Below are 19,033 nucleotides of genomic sequence, written 5' to 3' on the forward strand. Positions count from 1 at the left end.
TTGAAGCACAAGAGACTAATATAAAAGACGACCGTTATGAGTACCCCAAAGGACAACAGCCTTGCTGTAAAAAGTGATTTAGAAATTGCACAGGCTGCCACCTTGCAACCCATTACACAAATTGCAGCTAAGCTAAAGATTGCCGATGACGACCTGGAGCTGTATGGCAAGTATAAGGCCAAGCTACCCCTTCATTTGATTGATGATAAAAAGGTGGATGCCAATAATTTGATTTTAGTTACAGCCCTTACGCCTACACCGGCTGGTGAGGGGAAAACAACCATCTCAATTGGTTTAACCGAGGGCCTTAATAAGATTGGTAAGCAGGCTTTGACTGTGTTACGTGAGCCTTCTTTGGGACCCGTGTTCGGAATCAAAGGGGGAGCTGCCGGCGGTGGTCATGCTCAGGTGGTGCCTATGGAAGACATTAACCTGCATTTTACAGGCGATTTTTCGGCTATTGAGAAAGCCAATAATTTATTGGCTGCTCTTATTGACAATAATATACAGAGCAAAACCCGCAGCCTGAATATTGATCCACGCACCGTAGTGTGGAAACGTGTGATTGATATGAACGACCGTACCCTGCGCAATATCGTTGTTGGCCTGGGTGGCACACCCAACGGCATGCCCCGCCAGGATGGTTTTAATATTACCGCCGCTTCCGAGGTAATGGCTATTTTATGTATGTCTAACGATATTACGGATTTGAAACAACGCCTGGGCAATATATTTGTTGGTTTCACCTACGATAAAAAGCCTATTTATGCACGCGATTTAAATGCGCAGGGAGCCATGGCGCTGTTGCTTAAAGATGCCGTTAAACCTAATCTGGTTCAGACACTCGAAGGCAATCCTGCCATTATACACGGTGGGCCTTTTGCAAATATTGCCCAGGGTACCAATACCATTTTGGCTACTAAAATGGGGCTTTCATTGTCGGATTATGTGGTTACCGAAGCGGGCTTTGGAGCAGACCTGGGCGCCGAAAAGTTTCTTAATATTAAATGTGTGGCAGGTGGCTTAAAGCCCAAAGCAAAAGTAATTGTGGCAACCATTCGTGCGCTGCGCCATCATGGGGGAGCTAGTAAGGAAGAGTTGAACACGGCTAGCCTGGAGCGCGTTGAAAAGGGTTTTGCCAACCTGGAGAAGCATATCGAAAACTCACGGAAGTTTGGGCTTAACCCGGTTGTCTCCATTAATAATTTTATAAGCGATACCGAAGCCGAAGTGGAGCTGGTAAAGTCACTGTGTGCCAACTTAGGCGTGAAAGCCGTGGTAACCAAGGCCTGGGCCATGGGCGGTGATGGTGCTATGGCTTTAGCACAGGCAGTGGTAGAAGAGATTGATGCCCAAAAGAATAATTTTAAGCCCCTGTATGATCATAAGCTGGGCGTGAAGGAAAAGATTGAAACCATTGCCCGTGAGATTTATGGTGCCGATGGTGTAGAGTTCTCCAAGGAGGCACTGACGGATATTAAGAAGATCGAACGTCTGTCGCTTGATCAGTTGCCCATATGCATGGCCAAAACACAAAATTCATTTAGTGATAATGAGAAATTGGTGGGACGCCCCAAGGGTTTTACCGTTACCGTGCGTGAGTTTGAAATAGCTGCGGGTGCTGGTTTTATTATCCCCATCTTAGGGAAGATGATGCGTATGCCGGGTCTGCCGGCTGTTCCGGCTTCCGAAGGGATGGACATTGATGAGAATGGTATCGTTAGCGGCTTGTCTTAGTTAGCTCAAATACTTTTAAAAATAAATGAAGCTGTAGGCTTCGATCATAAAAAAACCTCGCACAGCGCGAGGTTTTTTTTATCTAATCAATGATTAGTAGAGTTTTCAATAGGTGTTATGGAACTTTCAAAACTTATTCATAGTTATCTGCTTATATGAGCATTGAAATATGCCGCAACATTGTTGATCTAAAAACCCTCTAAATCAATCTCACTACTCACCAGCCGGCAATTCTTTAACTTTCAGATGATCACCGGCATCTTTTACAATGGTACGATAATATTCCTGCGAATACCCCGGGAACTTAGGAGGCTTTGAAATACCATGCTCGTTAAGTAAGAACCTGCCATCTTCTTCCTCGTGCAGGTTACCATCGTTGTATTTTACCAGCAGGAAGTTGCCCAGCTCGCGCCAGCGCTCCGTCACCAATTCGGCCTGATTCATTGAGAAGTCGGTTAAGAATTGACGAGCCAGGGCAGGATTCTGCTCGTATAGGGTTTTAGCCGATTCATCAATCACCTTAGTGTAGGCTTCCAGGTTGTCTTCCAGCTCTTTCTGTACTTTTTTAATATCCTCAATCATATAGCTGTAGCGGCCATAGGCACGGTTGCTAACGGTGGTAAATACCCAAAAGGCAGCGCTTTCGGAATAGGTGATCATATCGCCATTGCCTTGAGCTACGCAGTGTGGTACTTCTGTCATACCTGCGTACATGGGCATATACACCGATGAGGCAGCATCGTCAACACCAAACCACAGGATACCCCCGATGTGTGCGGGCAGCCAGCTGCGCATTTGTGCCACAAAGGAGAAGCCTGTTTGCTGCGTGGCAATGGCACGTTCGTTGAAATATTTTTCGCCATCAACTTCCCAGGTCAAAGGACGGAAGCGGTACGGCTTACTGTATGGGCCGGCACCGGCATCTTTGGTCATGTCAAGTGCTGTACCTTCATAGTGGTCGCGCATGATATTCATCACATCGCGCTGCGAAATCTTGCGATCGGGCTTGATGTATAGTGGCATTCTCTCTGTTGAGTTGCCCAAAGCATATTGCTCGTACTTACCCATATCTTTTGGATTCATAATATTGAATGCGCTCCATACTCGCGCATCACAGAAACGCACGGCACCAAAGTCAAGGGGGGCATAGGCATCTGCAAAGCTAAAGTCTTTATTTTTACCATCGAAATAGCCTTTTTCGCGGGCAAAAGAAATCACATCTTCCGAGTACAGGCAGTTCTCCTTATCTTTTAGTGGAAAAGTTGTAATTCGGGCCTGGTTAGCGTGTGCCGATACGTAACCATCCGGAATTTTCACGGCCACCCAAACGGCTCCCTTATTATTTTCACCTTTACCAATCATTTCCATTACCCACACTTCGTTGGCATCGGCAATGGAGAAAGACTCTCCGGAACTGTAGTAACCATGCTCGGCTACCAAATCTGTCATAACCTGAATGGCTTCGCGGGCAGTTTTGGCACGCTGAAGGGCAATATAGATAAGGCTACCGTAGTCAATAAGGCCATTGGGGTCGTGCAACTCAGAGCGGCCGCCAAAGGTTGTTTCGGCAATACTTAACTGGTGCTCGTTCATGTTACCGATTACGGTATATGTTTCCCGTGCCTGGGGTATTTCCCCAAGGTATTTACCGGTGTCCCACTCATGCACTTTTAACATGGTGCCGGCTTCGTAAGAGGCAGCCGGCCAAAAGTAAAGCTCACCATAAAGATTGTGCGAATCGGCGGCGTATGAAATTAGGGTAGAGCCATCGCTGGAGGCTCCTTTGGTTACCAGCACATTGGTACAGGCATTGGCAGGTGTTTGGTTTAGCAGCAGCGCAGCCACACCTAATAATGCGAAAATTCTTTTCATCATATCCTAAAATATTAAGTAAAATTGTTTGTTCTGACACAAATATATAAAATCTTGTGGTTTAGAAAATGAGATTGGGCAGGATTCACAATCGCAGAATAGAGCTTGCCTATCATGGTGTTAATTAATAGTATATTGAGTTTTGTGTTTGCGTTTCACGGGCTTTTTTACTTATTTGCAAGTGGCCATAAATGGGGGATATGGAAATACAGGATGAACTAATTCAGGCATTGGACTACACTGAAAGTATTGTGATACTAACCGATGAACGGGGTGTTATCCGTTATGTCAACAAGAGCTTCGAGAAGAAATATGGATACACACGTGGAGAGGTGCTTGGTAAAAAGCCTGATCTTTTAAAGAGTGGATACCATACAGCCCAGTTTTATACGGATTTGTGGAATACCATACAGAATGGGGAGACCTGGCACGGTGTGTTTAAAAATCTTAGCAAGCAGGGTAATTATATATGGGAAAAGGCCGTGATCAGTCCTGTGCTAAATGCTCAGCAAGGTGTAGAAGGCTACATCGCCGTGAAAGAAGATATTACCTTGCAGCGTCAGTTAGAGCAGCAGCACGAAAGCGATATTGCCTTTTTGGATGAGTTGTTTGATAACTCTCCCATAGGCATTGCCATTGTGCAACCCATTTATCAGGATGGAGGAGAGGTGCACGACTTCCGTGTGGTGCGCGCTAATCCATCGGCTGGTCGTGTGGTGGGGCGCCTTGGCCTTGTGGGGGTTACTGTACTCGATATGTTTCCAGAGTTTGAGTTTCATGAGAAGCGCATTCTTCGTGTGTTAAAGCATCCCTCTTCGTTTGAAACACAGATTAAGGATATTGGTAAGCATATTAAGTTTCGAACTTTCCCTTTTGGTCAGAATAATATATGCCTGTTTTTTTATGATGTAACGCCTTACCGTCAGATGATAAAATCGCTGGCAACCAGCGAGCAGCGGTATTTCTCCTTGCTTGAGGATGCCCCGGCACTGATCAGCCGCTTTGATAAAAAAGGCATCCTTATTTATGCCAATGAAGCCTATTGTCAAACCTTTGAAGTATCGCGCGAGGAGCTGATTGGTACCTGTATTTTTGAGTGGTTTCCCGAGGGGGAGCGTGACCGTGCCATTAACACCATTCGTTCGTTAACGGCCGAGCAGCCTATTAGTGTAATGGAGCAGCAGCTAATATTGAAGAATGGAAAAACGAAATGGATGCGTTGGCTCGACCGTGCATTGCTTGATTCAAAAGGTAATATCTTCGAGTATCAATCGGTGGGCATGGACCTCACTCCTTTAAAGCAGAGTGAACTGCAACTCAAAGCACGTGAGGCCAAGCTAAAGGAATTGAACACCACTAAGGATAAGCTCTTTTCTATTATTGCCCACGATATAAAAAATCCATTTAATAGTATTTTAGGCTTTTCAAGCTTGCTAAGGGATAATCTGGAGAGCTACAGTCGTGTTGAGATTAAGCAGTTTATTGAACAAATTTCTGTTAGTAGCGAGCGTGTTTATAAATTGCTCGACGACCTGCTTGTGTGGGCTATGAATCAACTGGGACAGATGACTGTAACACCGCATTATTTTCGCTTAAAGAAGCTGATTGATGATGCTTATGAGAGTTACAGCATACATGCTCGTAATAAGCACATAAGTTTGATTAATGAAGTTGATGGTAATGTGGTGGCTTATGCCGATATTGACATGATTAAATTTGTGATTCGCAATTTAATACACAATGCCATTAAGTTTACCGGGCCTAGAGGCGAGGTGAGATGCTCAGTGCGGTTACTTGATGATGCAGTAGTGCTATCGGTTAAAGACACTGGCATAGGTATACGCCCTGAGAAGGCCAAGATGCTCTTTGACCTGCACAGTTATGTCAGCAGCGAAGGTACATCGTCTGAAACAGGAACGGGCCTGGGCTTGCACCTGTCAAGCGATATGGTTGAAAAAAATGGAGGACGCATTGAGGTACGCAGCGAACATGAGCAGGGCGCTGAATTCTTGGTTACCTTGCCGCTGTTAAAATGAAACTGCCTCAAAAGATGAAGGGCTCATCCATTTTTGAGGCAGTCTTAATTCTTTTTGTCTTATTGGTTAAAGTGCTAGAAGTTGTTAATTACCTTTCTAATTTCTACAAGGCGGGTCATTAATCCTTCTAACAAATCGAGATGCAACATATTGGCGCCATCCGATTTAGCATTGGTTGGATCAAAGTGTGTTTCGATAAACAAGCCATCTACGCCTGTGGCAATTCCTGCACGCGCCACTGTCTCAATGAGTTGGGGTTTGCCACCGGTTACGCCACTCGATTGATTAGGCTGTTGCAGGGAGTGTGTAATATCCAGCACTACAGGCACATTAAACTCCTGCATAGCCGGTATTCCACGGTAGTCAACAATCATATCCTGATAGCCAAACATGGTGCCGCGGTCGGTTAAAATCACCTGATTATTTTGCATATCCTGCACTTTTTTAACGGCAAACTGCATGGCTTCAGGACTGAGGAACTGTCCTTTTTTAATGTTTACCACTTTACCCGTTTGCGCTGCCGCCACCAACAGATCAGTCTGACGGCACAGAAAAGCAGGTATTTGTAATACATCAACATACTCGGCTGCCATGGCTGCTTCGTGGGCGGCGTGTATATCGGTTACCGTGGGTATGTCAAAGGTATCGCTTACTTTGCGTAGTATTTTCAGGGCTTTTTCGTCGCCAATGCCACTAAAAGAGTCGATGCGCGAACGATTGGCCTTGCGGTACGATCCTTTGAAGATATACGGGATTCTTAGTTTATCCGTTATTTCCACCACACGTTCGGCAATACGAAGGGCCATTTCCTCGCCTTCTATGGCGCAGGGGCCGGCCAGTAGAAAGAAATTACCACTGTTGGTATGTTTAATCTTAGGTATCTTATTTAAATCCATGTTTGTCGTTTAATCCGAAATCCGGTGATCCGAAGTCCGCAGTTATATTAATGCCACAAAAATAGTAATCAATATCGACACTTACTTCTTAAGTCTTGAATCTTCCATCGCTTTTCTCACTTAAATCGTTCTTTCCACAAAAACTTCATGCGCTCTTCCGTTTTTGCCTCTTGCGGATTTTTCTGAGCGCAGTATAATTGGGTGCCCTTCAAGTCGTCTGGAAGATAATCTTGTTGTACAAAGTTGTTGGGATAATCATGCGCATATAAATATTTTTTGCCGTAGTTAAGTTCTTTCATCAGTTTGGTGGGGGCATTGCGCAGATGAAGTGGTACAGGTAGGTTACCACTCTGTTTCACTACCGCTTGTGCCTTGTTTATGGCCTGATAGGCCGAATTACTTTTAGGGCTTGTGGCCAGATAAATGGTTACCTGTGACAGAATGATACGCGCTTCGGGCCAGCCCACCATCTTAATGGCCTCGAAACAGTTAGTGGCCAGGAGTAGTGCATTGGGGTTGGCCAGACCAACATCTTCAGAGGCAGATATGATAAGCCGTCGGGCAATGAATTTAGGATCTTCACCGCCTTCCACCATTCGTGCCAGCCAATAAACAGCCGCATCGGGGTCGCTACCCCGAATGGATTTGATAAAGGCAGAGATGATATCGTAGTGCATCTCTCCATTTTTATCGTATTGTGCCGGGTTCTGTTGCAGGTGGGTAGTTACCAGCTCATCATTGATGATGAGGTTATCCTGGTTGTTTTCGGCATTGGTTACCAGCTCCAGTATGTTAAGCAGTTTGCGGGCATCGCCTCCCGAATAACGAAGAAGAGCGGTATCTTCTTCGATAGTAATGTTTTTTTTCTTAAGGAGAATATCTTCCGTCAGTACTTTGCTCACCAGACCAAGCAGGTCTTCCTTCTCCAGGGCCTTTAGTACATATACCTGACAACGCGACAGTAAAGGAGATATTACTTCAAACGAAGGGTTTTCGGTGGTGGCTCCAATGAGTGTCACCACACCTTCTTCAACGGCACCCAGTAGGCTGTCCTGTTGCGATTTGCTAAAGCGGTGTATCTCATCTATAAAAAGGATGGGAGAGGGGGAGCTGAAGAAACGGGCTTTACGGGCTTTCTCAATGGCTTCGCGCACATCTTTAACACCCGAGTTAATGGCTGATAGCACAAAGAACGGACGCTCAAGTTGTTTGGCAATGATTTTTGCCAGTGTTGTTTTGCCAACGCCCGGTGGGCCCCATAATATGATAGATGAGATTACCTTGCGGTCAATCATTTTACGAAGCACTGCACCCTTGCCCACCAGGTGCTGCTGTCCAATGTACTGTTCCAGGTTTGTTGGCCGCATGCGTTCGGCCAATGGAGGGTATCCGCTCATGCCTTTTTTCTTTTGAGTAAGCAAAACTACAAAATGAAATTTACATTTGTGTTTTCGAAGAACTAACATTATGGCAAAACAATCAAAGACCAATGCGATGCGTATTCTCGACCGAAATAAGGTTGAATATGCTTCCTTTCACTATTTTACCGACGATGAAAATACGGATGGTACCTTGGTGGCACGAATGAATGAGCGAAATGTGGATCTTGTGCACAAAACGCTGGTTGCAAAAAGTGCTAATAATGAGCTCTATGTGTTTATTATTCCGATTAGAAAAGAATTAGATTTAAAAAAAGCGGCACTGGTAGCTGGCGAAAAAAAGATGGACATGTTGCCCCATAAGGATTTACTGAAATATACAGGTTATGTGAAAGGCGGCTGTTCGCCTGTGGGTATGAAAAAGCAGTATCCTACCTTTTTGGACGCAAGTGCATCGCGGCTAGGGAAGGTTATTGTGAGTGGAGGTAAAAAAGGTCATATTGTTGAGCTTGGTGTTGATCAGTTAATGCAGGTGTTAGACGCTCGACTGGCTGACCTGATTAAACACAAAAGCGAATAAACAATACCCTTTAGCTCCTGTTATTCTTGAAAAAATTGGATAATGAGGATAATTGCTTATACCTTTTTAATTTTAATAATTAGTTCTAGTATGACAGGACAAGAGAAAGCCAAAGCCACTTTTGGAGGAGGCTGTTTTTGGTGTACTGAGGCCTTTTTTGATGCCCTGAGAGGGGTAGAAAAGGTGGAACCCGGTTATAGTGGAGGACAGGTGGAGAACCCCACTTATAAGGAAGTATGTACGGGGTTAACCGGGCATGCTGAAGTGATACAGATTACTTTTCGGCCCGATGAGATTACCTTTGAAGATCTGCTATACATCTTTTTCGCCACGCATGACCCCACCACCCTAAACCGGCAGGGTGCCGATGTGGGAACACAGTATCGCTCAGTGGTATTTTATCATAATGAGTCGCAACGGGACAAAACCCATAAGATTATTGATGAATTAAGCCGACAGCACATTTTTAAGGATCCCATTGTTACGGAAGTGAGTGAGGCAGTTACTTTTTATCCTGCCGAGGACTATCACCATGATTATTTTGCCAATAATCCACAGCAGCCTTATTGCCGGGTCGTGATTAATCCTAAGATGGATAAGTTTAAAAAGCGCTTTAAAGATAAATTGAAGAAGTAGATTAAGCCGCTATTTAACAGTTGATTTAGGCATATAATGGGAGAGGTGGGTTAAAATAATTAACAGCATAAGCTTGTATGATTCTGACTAAAATACTTATCTTTGAACTCCGGAATGAGACTATTGAATGGGCCATATCTAAGGCGACGAAAGTCATACAATCATCCGGATAGGGGTGATTGGACACCTTCTTTCTTTTTATTTTCATCGCCTTTTTTCAATGTAGCGCTATTATTTAATTTACGATATTTTCAAAAAGACCTGATTTCTATTTCAGGTCTTTTTTTTATGTTTTTTCTTAAGGCATGCACTCGCATGTCTGCTATTGAGAATTATTGTCCGAACCAAATAATGTGGGGATCATCCCGCTGTAAAATGTTAAGCACATGAAGAATAAAAGTTTAGTTTCTATCACGGATTTCACCAAGGAGGAAATTCTGCGAATAGTATCCTTAGCAGCCGATTTTGAAGCCAATCCCAATCAGAAGCTGTTGGACGGTAAAGTAGTATCGAGCTTGTTTTTTGAGCCCTCAACACGCACGCGTTTGAGCTTTGAAACTGCGATACAACGTCTAGGAGGTAGCATTATTGGGTTTAGCGACTCGTCATCATCATCGACCACTAAAGGAGAGTCCCTAAATGATACCATTAAGATGGTGAGTAACTACAGCGATTTGATTGTGATGCGTCATCCCTTGGAAGGGTCAGCCCGTTATGCTTCTGAGGTGTCTGATGTGCCGGTGATTAATGCAGGCGATGGTGCTAATCAGCATCCCACACAAACTCTTTTGGATTTGTACTCAATATATAAGACACAGGGGACGCTGGAAAACCTGAATATCTTCCTTGTGGGTGATCTTAAGTATGGACGTACCGTGCATTCACTTTTAATGGCCATGTCGCAATTTAACCCAACCTTTAACTTTATTTCGCCCGATGCATTAAAAATGCCGGATGAATATAAGCTTTTTCTCGAGTCGAAGGGAATAAAATATTACGAACATTATCAGTTTACAGATATTATTGAGGCAGCTGATATTTTGTATATGACGCGCGTTCAGCGCGAGCGTTTCTCTGATCCTATCGAATATGAAAAGGTTAAAAATGTGTATGTGCTGCGTAATTCAATGTTGGATAACACTAAGGATAGTCTGCGTATCTTACACCCGTTACCCCGTGTTAATGAGATACATACTGATGTGGATGCCAACCCCAAAGCTTATTATTTTGAGCAGGCAGAGAATGGTGTTTATGCCCGTATGGCCATTATGGCTGCAATTTTAGGATTGAAGTAATACCCTTAAAAGATTGAATGATGACAAAGAAAGAATTAAGCGTAAGAGCCATTAAGAATGGTACTGTTATTGATCATATACCCGCCACGCACTTATTCAAGGTGATTTCTATTTTAGGACTCGATAAAATAACAGATCAGATTACCTTTGGTACTAACCTGAAAAGTAAGCAGCAAGGGCATAAGGCCATTATAAAAGTGGCTAAAAAATATTTTGCCGATGAAGATATTAATAAAATTGCCTTGGTGGCACCATCGGCCAAGCTAAATATTATTGAGGATTATCAGGTGGTGGATAAGAAGGTGGTTACCTTGCCTGAACAGATTGTGGGTATTGTCAAGTGTTTCAATCCCAAGTGCATAACGAATAACGAGACCATGCTTACCAAATTCTCGTTGGTAGAAAAATCTCCTTTAGCTTTGAAGTGTCAGTATTGCGAAAAGATAACCAATGAAGAGCATTTGGAGGTGCTTTAGATAATTTAAGTAGCATGCCTATCTATATACTTGGTAACCGTCTCCACAATAAATTATACACTATTGTGGAGACAGTTACTGTTGGATTGTATGTCCATAGATTATAGAAAGACAGGTGATTAGGATATATCCATATTGTTATTAGCAATATAGTAGAGTGGATATTGTGGATATCACGGTCGGCCACATGGTGCGTAACGGGCATTGACCTCACAAACCTTGAAAAAGGAGGGAAGCCAAATCAACGATTTGGCGCTGCCGGGCGAAGCGACAAGCCTCCGAAACCTCACTAATCGCCTTATGCGCTATGGCGGTTTGTTGGGCGCTGCGGTTTATAATTTCTTCTAAGATTCACTTCAAAAACGGGCTGAAAATCTTTGTGTTATTCAGCTTTTTCCGTCTAAACAGCTTTGTATTCTAGGTTTTGGCGCGCTCTAGTCCGTATGTGTTATTTTGAAGTCTGGCTACACCTAAACAAAAAAAAACGTGAGTCCGTAAACAGTTGCTTGAAAGTCCCGCTACAAATCGGAAGTCCGGCTGCCTGGCTGAAAATGTGCCGGCCGGGATAAGTCCGCCGTGTCCGTTTGGTTTGCAAGTCCTGCTACGTTTTATTTGCGAGTCCGAAAATGCGCGCCTTGGTTTTAAAATGCCTTTACCTTAAACCACTTTTCCCGATTTTACGGTTTTGCGTCCCGTTTTTGTTTTTCATAATCGAAGCGCTCCGTTCGAGTTCGTGTTCGTTAAGGCAGATAGTTACTATTACTGCCAACGATTAGTATATGCAAAGTAGGCGATAGCGGACTTCGAACCTGTCAAACGGCTACGATTTTGAGGCGGACTACAATCCCGAAATTTAATACTATCACGCCTATTTTGTATATACAGTGTTGCCAGTATGTGCTTTCACCTCTTTATCAGTTTATAAGTTTCATCTGCAGAATTTCCAATTAATCTGAGTAGATACAATCCATCAGGATATTGTGACAAATCAATTTGTAAAGCCCCATTGTTGTTAATTGTTTTTTGCACCAATATAACGCTCCCGTAAATATCAGTGATTTGATATTTTGTTACCTCATTCGGAATATTAATTACATTAAAATAATTGCTAGATGGATTGGGATATATGCTGATTGGTTTTGAATCTGAGCTTTCGTTTATTGAGACATCACTATTGATAGTTGTAATTTTGAATGTATCAGGAACACTTGTATAGTACCAATCGCTAATAATAACTTCAATGTTATATGTTCCAACAACCGGATTACTGCTTGCAAAAACGCCACTGTATTGATCAAAGTTTATCCATGACGGTAACGAATTTGATTCAGTTAGTTTGGCTGTATATCTATAGTAGCTCTTGTCATCCTGATAGAAAGTACTATCGGGAATTTGAAAATAAAACTCCTCCTCTGCATTACTAGTAACATCGGGTATAGGATTCATAAGCACAGGAGGTTCGCTTGTGTCGCGTATTAATACAATAAAACACTCTGTAATACTTTTCCCGGTATTATCTATAGATGAAATTAATACAGGATAGCTTGCTTTACTTTCATAATCAAATTCCTGTTTTGTAAACAGAGTGTCTCCAACTATCTCGAAACCATAGTTGCCCTCATCGTTTGTCCCGTCACCGTTTGCAAATGAATAACTATGAATGTCGCTATAATTAGGGTCCAGTGTTGTCAATATTCCAACCATGGTTCTAATTGGCCTGTTCTCGTTGACATAATTATTAGATAAATCTAAGTAAACCGGAGCCATCTCTTCTGGTTCTCCCTGGAATTCAAATGCTCCCACATCTACTATGTTATCATTGATTCTGTTATTGCCAAATATATCCAGGCTAATAGAATTCATTTCAACATATTCATTTGAACCTGTATTTATACAAACAGAGTTGGCTGCCAGATTATAATCATCTTCAGTCTCATTCATAAAATTTGGCGAGCTGGAAATAATCAGGCCTGTCTCATAATTATCATCCGTAAAATGAAGTCCGCTCTCAGGTATAATGCAATTTGAAATATTGCGGGCATCTCTATGATTATAAACCTGATAAGTATCGTTTGTGGCTTCATTGCCCCATAAAATTGAATTGTACAAATATGGAGATGAGTACCTGCAATATATACCTGCTCCGTTTGTTGCCTTATTATTTACTATTGTATTGTTAATTATTTTCGGTGATGATTGTGTACAATATATACCTCCTCCTGATGTAGCGTTGTTGTTATATATTAAATTGTTAGTAATTAATGGGTTTGAATAATAGTCGCAATTAATACCACCACCTAATATTCCGGTATTATTTCGAATAATATTTCCAATAATTATTGGGTTGGAGTAACGTTCACACCAAATGGTTCCGGACTCGTAATTGCTGCATGTATTATATTCAAATACATTATTTTTTATCATAGGGCTTGCCTCATATGTCTGGATACATTGTCCCTGGTTGTTAGCAAATCGTGAATTCGAAATCACTAATTTATCGTATTCATCAATAAAAAATGTTCTGGTATTGCAATATTCAAATTTGCAATAGATAAACTTGCTGGTATCATTATCATTCATTATACCTGATGGATGACTATATGCATGAAAACCATTCTTAAAATTAATTCCTTTCCAACCTGAATCGTTATTTATTGTAGAAAAGACAATACTATCACTTTTAGTCCCTTCGGCTAAAAGGGTACCAATAACTTCAATATATGCATCGTTGCTAAACTCTATGTGTGTCCCTGGCATTATTTTAAGACATACTTCATCATCAATTATAACTGGACATGATATTTTTACAATATCTCCTTTCCATATTGAATTATTGGATATATGACCACAAATATCTTTAGAAACTATAATGTTGACTGTTTCGCTGGCTATTGAGTTTTCACTTCCGGAATTATCATTTACCTTTATGGTAATTTGAGCTGTACCCTCCCAATCATCTATTGAAACTACATTAACGGTAGAACCAATGGTGTCTCCGCTTAATTCCGAAATTTCAACATGAGGACTACTGGAAGTTACAGTGATGGAGTGATTATCAGTCTTATCCGGATCCCAATAATGAACAGCCAGTTCCATTGAAGAAAAGTTAACTATTTCTTTATCATCAATTCCCTCTATCAAAGGCTGACGGTTTTGAGGACTTGCTTGATATTCATACGGGCCAATGTCAATGTAATCTCCATAAACTCTTGGATTTCCAGCAATATCCTTATCAAAGTCTTGAATACCTGCCTCTATACCAGTGTTAATCCCATAGGACGTAAGGAGTAAAGACCAATCTGCTCCTACAGCATCAAATTCAACACCCATACCTTCGCTTGGTGCAACAAAACCTGGCAAGGCATATATGCAACCTGCATCATTATTCCCCTTCCTAAAATCACCGGTAACATCTAAAAAACAATTATAAAAGGTAGGATATCCCCATCCGGTATCAATATATCCATTAATAATCGAATTATATACATCTATGTAGGAAGTCCACATGCTAAGTGCACTGCCACCCTGGTACGAACCATTATTATAAACAATAATGTTGCTGATTCTTTTAGTGTGACAATCATAAAAGGATAAACCAACACTCGAATTATTACAAATGATGGTGTTTAAAATGGCAGGGCTGTCAAAGCACCTTACTCCTCCACTTTTATTATTTAGAATTCGATTACCAATTATTAGTGTTGAATCGGAGCAAATAATACCATAACCCTCATTGTTAGAGTTATATGAAATTAAGTTATCAAGAATCTTTGCTTTTCTATCCGCTACAATCGTTGATGTTCGTCCATGATTTTGATTAAATATACAGTTGGAAATTATAGGAGAACTATTGTGGGAATATATTACAGAACCATCCTGAGCTGCATAATTTCTATAAAACATACAATTAGAGATATTAACACTGGTATAATCACTTATGAAAATAGCCCCTCCATTCTTGTTATCAGCTTGATTGTTTTCATCATCTAATGCTTTTCCATATTCAAACCTGGCATATTGAACTATGGATGTATCTTTTATATTATTGTAAAATCGAATTCCATGCCATCCTGTATGCCTGTGATACTGTGAAAAGTTAGTCGTGTCTTTAACCGTAAATTGAATGGTATCATTTATTTCGCCTTTGGCTAAAAGCTTACCAAACACATTCAATTTATAGTAATCCTGAAATTGGATTACGGTCCCGGGTTTTATGCTAAGAGTTGCATTTTCTTTAACTGTTATATCGCATGTAACTTTCACCGTATCGTTATTCCAAACCGTATTGCCAAAAATATCTCCACATGCTGTTTCCATTATTGTTAATGGATAGACATATGAATCAGTAGCATTGCTTTCGCCACTATTATCAGTTACTGTAACAGTTATATTGGCAGTTCCAAGCCAATTATCTGCAGGAACAATATCATAGGTTGAAAATGAAGTATGCCCACTTATACTTTGAATTTGCAAATTGGAGTTGTCTGAAACAACATCAATAGTATGTGTATCATCAATATCCAGGTCATTAAAGATCACATTCATTTGTATTGAAGCATTCATTAAACCACTAACAGCATCATGCCTTTCTATTACCGGCTGTTTATTTGCCGGTATCCCCTGGTATTCTATTGCACCTATGTCGATCGCTTCATTTGCAATTCGGGGGTTATTTAAGTAATCCAATCGAGGTAAATTCAATCCTGAAGTATCTTCAATACCTTGATCAATGCACGGAGAGTGAGCTCTTAGAGTAAAATCGAGTAAAGGGCCATTTGTAAAATCAGGTGCTTGTTTAAGATTATTCTTACTAACCTTCTTAAGTTCGATAAGATCTGCAAAATTCAACCCTAAAATACTATCAAGGCCATCTTGTATGACACAATTTTGGATTAAAGGAAAACCGTTGGATGAAGATAACCTCAATTGTTCATTTCCATCTCTATTAGTATTACCCCACAATATTGTATTTATAATTTCGGGTTTTGAATTTTCATCGCAAGCTATTCCACTACCATATCCGGGCCACCAACTATTGTATTTATCTTTAGCACTGTTATAACATATGGTGTTGTTAATAATTTTGGGATTAGACGAATAATAACAAGAAATACCACCTCCTGTGGAGTGGGCAAGGTTATAGGCTATTATATTATTAGCGATATAAGCATTTGAATTTTCAAGAGCTATTCCTCCTCCTAATTGAGGAATGTCGATATGTCCATTCTTAATAATTTTATTATTTATAATGGTAGGGCTGGAGTCATCGCACCAGATACCTCCTCCATGTTGATTTGCTTGGTTATAACCGATGTAATTGCCGTCGATTACTGGGTTTGCATTAAAACGACAGGTAATTGCTCCATACCCCGATACATTATTTGTAATTCTACAACCCTTAATGAGAACTTTTGAGTAAGAACGCATATATATGGCTCCTCCAATTTCATTGAAATTTCTAACTCCGGTGAAGATGCAATTTACAAATTTGGTGGAATCATTATTGTCCATTGCTCCATTCGCACCAGACCAATCGTTGATAAACTTAATACCTGCCCATGTTGTATTTGCGCTGTTGCCACAAAACTTAATCGAGTCCTTCGTATTTCCAATGGCAGATATTGTTCCCTCAACATAAATTGTATAATTCCCTTGGAATTCAATAACGGTCCCAGGAGATATTTCGAGTAAAACATTATCATGGATTTTGATAGCTGAAGTGACAGAAATGGTATCTGCATCCCATTTTGTATTTTTAATTATATCTCCTCCAAAATGAATTTTATTTGATGTCTTACCTTTTAATGTTTTTGTTTTTAAGTTGGAAGCAAGGTCAGTATTATATATAGCTTTCCAAGCTTTATCCGAAACAGTAATATCACCATCACTAAAATTTGGAAATATATCCTTACCCCAAACGTAATGCTCCTCTGCTATAATATTAATTTGAGTATTCAACATCAAAGCAATTGTTAATAAGGTGTTGAATATAATTGATTTGGTAAATTCGCTGTATTTCATTTTTTTAATTGATAATTAATTATGTGTGATGATATTATTATCGAATTTTACTAATAGGAATCTTTTTCTCAAAGTTCTAGCTTTTGAATTATGCATTACTGGCAACGGTTCGGTCATATGAAGTGGCCTGGTTTGCGTATGGTATATTCGCTTTCTTGTTTATTCTGTAGTTCACACGGGAGCTGAACTCCCAAATCCCGCCAAAGCAAGGGCTACTTTATGATGGCTTGTTAGGCATTGTTTTATTTTTGAATAATCTCTTCAAATTCAATATCCATTTCAACTTCTAATTCACAATTGAGGTCTCCGAATAGTGGTTTATCCAGATAAAGTATAGAATCACAAAGTATATGATTGAATTCTTCAATACTAATTTGAGATCTATCAAAAATGGATTCATCCACTGTGCCCTCAAATTCATTTGAAACATATATTGTGTCATTACCATGAAGCCGCAATCTCATATTTGTTTTTTGATTTCCAAAATTATTATCAACTGTAAATAACAATGTGTTATCTGGAAAAAGATATTTGGAATAATAACTGTTTCCACAACCACTTTTGGGCCAGAATTGAACTGGACTCCAATTGCCATTTTTATCCTTTGCTTCTATAATTGCGATTAAACTTTCATCTTGAATTGGAAAAGATATTGTGTCTTTAGTATTATTGGAAAACCCTGCAATAAAAGCTCTTGAATTAGTTTCTTCATGAATAGTTTTCATACGTTGTACATTCCAAACAATTTCTTCATTATTAGATGGCAAATGAATTTTCAGAGTCATGGAATCTTCAAGAATAGCCCTTTTCCCATACTTAGTGATTTCTATACCAATGCGAGACATGCACCAGCTTTCCATTGTTGATTTAAAATTCTGAGGTTTAGAACTAGTATCAACAATTAATTTAGTTCCATTAAATACAGAATTCTCATTAATACGAAAAGGATATTCACCACGCTTCATTTGTCCATAAATTCCTGTTTGGACAAAAAGTAATAAGAGTAGACCTAATATTCGAATCATTGGGTTTGTTTTTTTACACCCAACGGTTCGGCCATATGAAGTGGCACTGGTGCGTGTGGTAATTTCGCTTTCTTGTTTTAGCCCCAGCTCGCGCGGGAGCAAAACTCCCAAATCCAGCCAAAGCAAGGGCTACTTTATGATGGCTTGTTGGGCGTAGATTTTAATCTTTCAGTCGATTTTCAATATCCATACTTTGATGTAAAATTCTAATAATTTCAATTACATCATCTTTCATCTTTTTGCAAAAAATTAAGTGAGATTTAACCTTTGACATTCGATATCCTGTGCGAACATGATCCATGCTTCTACATAAATCGAAGTGGGTTGAAATAAAATCAATTTCTTCAATGATTAATTTATGATATCTATCGGCTTGTTCTTTCGACCATTTATTTAAAGTGTAAAACCATATCTTCTCCAAATCCAAAATTGCTTTTTCACTTATTCGATATCTTTTATTCATAGGTATTTCCGATGTAATTCTTCTAGGTGTTTTTCTGGATTAAAATTTTCAACTATCCCACTGTTTTCTCCTTCAATTAATGCGTTTCTTAATTCATTAAGTCTTTTTTCCTCAGATTCCAATAATCTTAATGCTGAACGTACAACTTCACTTGCAGAACTATATTTTCCTGATGCAATTGAGTAATTTATAAACTCCTCGAAATGCGATCCTAATGATATTGACGTATTTTTTCCCATTTCAAATTAATTTTACATCAAAGTTACCAATTCTTGGTAATTTAGTCAAGTTTATCTCTGTAAAAATCAAAGTTCATTGTTAGGTTTATGAATTTACGCCCAACGGCCTGCCGCATGGCGACGTAATGCGAATGTTGACCTCACCAACCTTCCACAAAGGAGGGAAGCCAAAGCGTTGTATTTGGGTTTAACTTTTCATTTTGGAGAGCCAAATCAACGATTTGGCGGAGCTGACCGAAGCGGCAAGCCTCCGAAACCTCACTAATCGCCTTATGCGCTATGGCGGTTTGTTGGGCGCTGCTGTGTGCCCTGAATGTCCATCAAGGGTACAATTTAATAAAGATTCCTGATTATCAGGAAACACGATCTTTGAGAGAT

At 40.3% G+C, this 19,033-nt stretch carries 14 protein-coding genes; 7 read left to right on the plus strand and 7 right to left on the minus strand.

All coding sequences use genetic code 11. The features are described from left to right. The first annotated feature begins 36 nt into the window (after positions 1 to 36). Positions 37 to 1,737, plus strand: a complete 1,701-nt coding sequence (locus ACRD7A_RS14070; protein ID WP_430811761.1) for a formate--tetrahydrofolate ligase — start codon at positions 37 to 39, stop codon at positions 1,735 to 1,737. A gap of 213 nt (positions 1,738 to 1,950) precedes the next feature. On the opposite strand, the gene ACRD7A_RS14075 is transcribed toward ACRD7A_RS14070, so the two are convergent. Beyond that, positions 1,951 to 3,612 carry a dipeptidase gene (locus ACRD7A_RS14075; protein ID WP_430811760.1) on the minus strand — a complete coding sequence of 554 codons (1,662 nt, stop codon included), beginning with the start codon at positions 3,610 to 3,612 and terminating at the stop codon, positions 1,951 to 1,953. Between the two features lie 197 nt (positions 3,613 to 3,809). On the opposite strand from ACRD7A_RS14075, the gene ACRD7A_RS14080 reads away from it, so the two are divergent. Next, positions 3,810 to 5,645 (plus strand): sensor histidine kinase, encoded by a 1,836-nt coding sequence (locus tag ACRD7A_RS14080; RefSeq protein ID WP_430811759.1) that lies wholly within the window; start codon positions 3,810 to 3,812, stop codon positions 5,643 to 5,645. Between the two features lie 74 nt (positions 5,646 to 5,719). Here the strand turns inward: ACRD7A_RS14080 and kdsA are convergent, their stop codons facing one another. Further along, entirely contained in the window at positions 5,720 to 6,541 is an 822-nt protein-coding gene (gene kdsA, locus ACRD7A_RS14085) for a 3-deoxy-8-phosphooctulonate synthase (protein WP_430811758.1), read from the minus strand. A 116-nt stretch (positions 6,542 to 6,657) separates the two neighbouring features. Next, entirely contained in the window at positions 6,658 to 7,938 is a 1,281-nt protein-coding gene (locus ACRD7A_RS14090; RefSeq protein WP_430811757.1) for a replication-associated recombination protein A, read from the minus strand. 70 nt (positions 7,939 to 8,008) lie between these two features. Here ACRD7A_RS14090 and ybaK point away from each other — a divergent pair, with 70 nt between their 5' ends. The 5 genes from ybaK to ACRD7A_RS14115 all read left to right on the plus strand — a co-directional run bounded on the left by ybaK (position 8,009) and on the right by ACRD7A_RS14115 (position 11,255). Next, positions 8,009 to 8,500 carry a Cys-tRNA(Pro) deacylase gene (ybaK, locus tag ACRD7A_RS14095; RefSeq protein ID WP_430811756.1) on the plus strand — a complete coding sequence of 164 codons (492 nt, stop codon included), beginning with the start codon at positions 8,009 to 8,011 and terminating at the stop codon, positions 8,498 to 8,500. A 90-nt stretch (positions 8,501 to 8,590) separates the two neighbouring features. Beyond that, positions 8,591 to 9,136: a peptide-methionine (S)-S-oxide reductase MsrA gene (msrA, locus tag ACRD7A_RS14100; RefSeq protein WP_430811755.1), complete on the plus strand. Its 546-nt coding sequence runs from the start codon at positions 8,591 to 8,593 to the stop codon at positions 9,134 to 9,136. A 386-nt stretch (positions 9,137 to 9,522) separates the two neighbouring features. Continuing rightward, a complete protein-coding gene (gene pyrB, locus ACRD7A_RS14105; protein WP_430811754.1) occupies positions 9,523 to 10,431 on the plus strand; it encodes an aspartate carbamoyltransferase in 909 nt (302 codons plus the stop codon). A 17-nt stretch (positions 10,432 to 10,448) separates the two neighbouring features. Continuing rightward, complete coding sequence (gene pyrI / locus ACRD7A_RS14110; RefSeq protein WP_430811753.1) at positions 10,449 to 10,907, plus strand: aspartate carbamoyltransferase regulatory subunit; 459 nt, start codon at positions 10,449 to 10,451, stop codon at positions 10,905 to 10,907. Between the two features lie 219 nt (positions 10,908 to 11,126). Beyond that, the gene (locus ACRD7A_RS14115; RefSeq protein ID WP_430811752.1) at positions 11,127 to 11,255 is read left to right on the plus strand and encodes a hypothetical protein; all 129 of its coding nucleotides are present in this window, start codon (positions 11,127 to 11,129) and stop codon (positions 11,253 to 11,255) included. A gap of 555 nt (positions 11,256 to 11,810) precedes the next feature. On the opposite strand, the gene ACRD7A_RS14120 is transcribed toward ACRD7A_RS14115, so the two are convergent. From ACRD7A_RS14120 to ACRD7A_RS14135, 4 genes are all read right to left on the minus strand, one after another. Next, positions 11,811 to 16,928 carry a right-handed parallel beta-helix repeat-containing protein gene (locus ACRD7A_RS14120; protein WP_430811751.1) on the minus strand — a complete coding sequence of 1,706 codons (5,118 nt, stop codon included), beginning with the start codon at positions 16,926 to 16,928 and terminating at the stop codon, positions 11,811 to 11,813. Between the two features lie 242 nt (positions 16,929 to 17,170). After that, positions 17,171 to 18,079, minus strand: coding sequence for a hypothetical protein (locus ACRD7A_RS14125; protein ID WP_430811750.1), 909 nt, complete (start codon positions 18,077 to 18,079; stop codon positions 17,171 to 17,173). A gap of 34 nt (positions 18,080 to 18,113) precedes the next feature. Further along, positions 18,114 to 18,416 (minus strand): type II toxin-antitoxin system RelE/ParE family toxin, encoded by a 303-nt coding sequence (locus ACRD7A_RS14130; RefSeq protein WP_430811749.1) that lies wholly within the window; start codon positions 18,414 to 18,416, stop codon positions 18,114 to 18,116. Then, positions 18,413 to 18,655: a type II toxin-antitoxin system ParD family antitoxin gene (locus ACRD7A_RS14135; protein WP_430811748.1), complete on the minus strand. Its 243-nt coding sequence runs from the start codon at positions 18,653 to 18,655 to the stop codon at positions 18,413 to 18,415. Before ACRD7A_RS14135 ends, ACRD7A_RS14130 begins: the two co-directional genes overlap by 4 nt. Positions 18,656 to 19,033 lie beyond the last annotated feature (378 nt).

The sequence above is a fragment of the Carboxylicivirga longa genome (assembly GCF_050589825.1).
In the GTDB taxonomy this organism is placed as follows: domain Bacteria; phylum Bacteroidota; class Bacteroidia; order Bacteroidales; family Marinilabiliaceae; genus Carboxylicivirga; species Carboxylicivirga longa.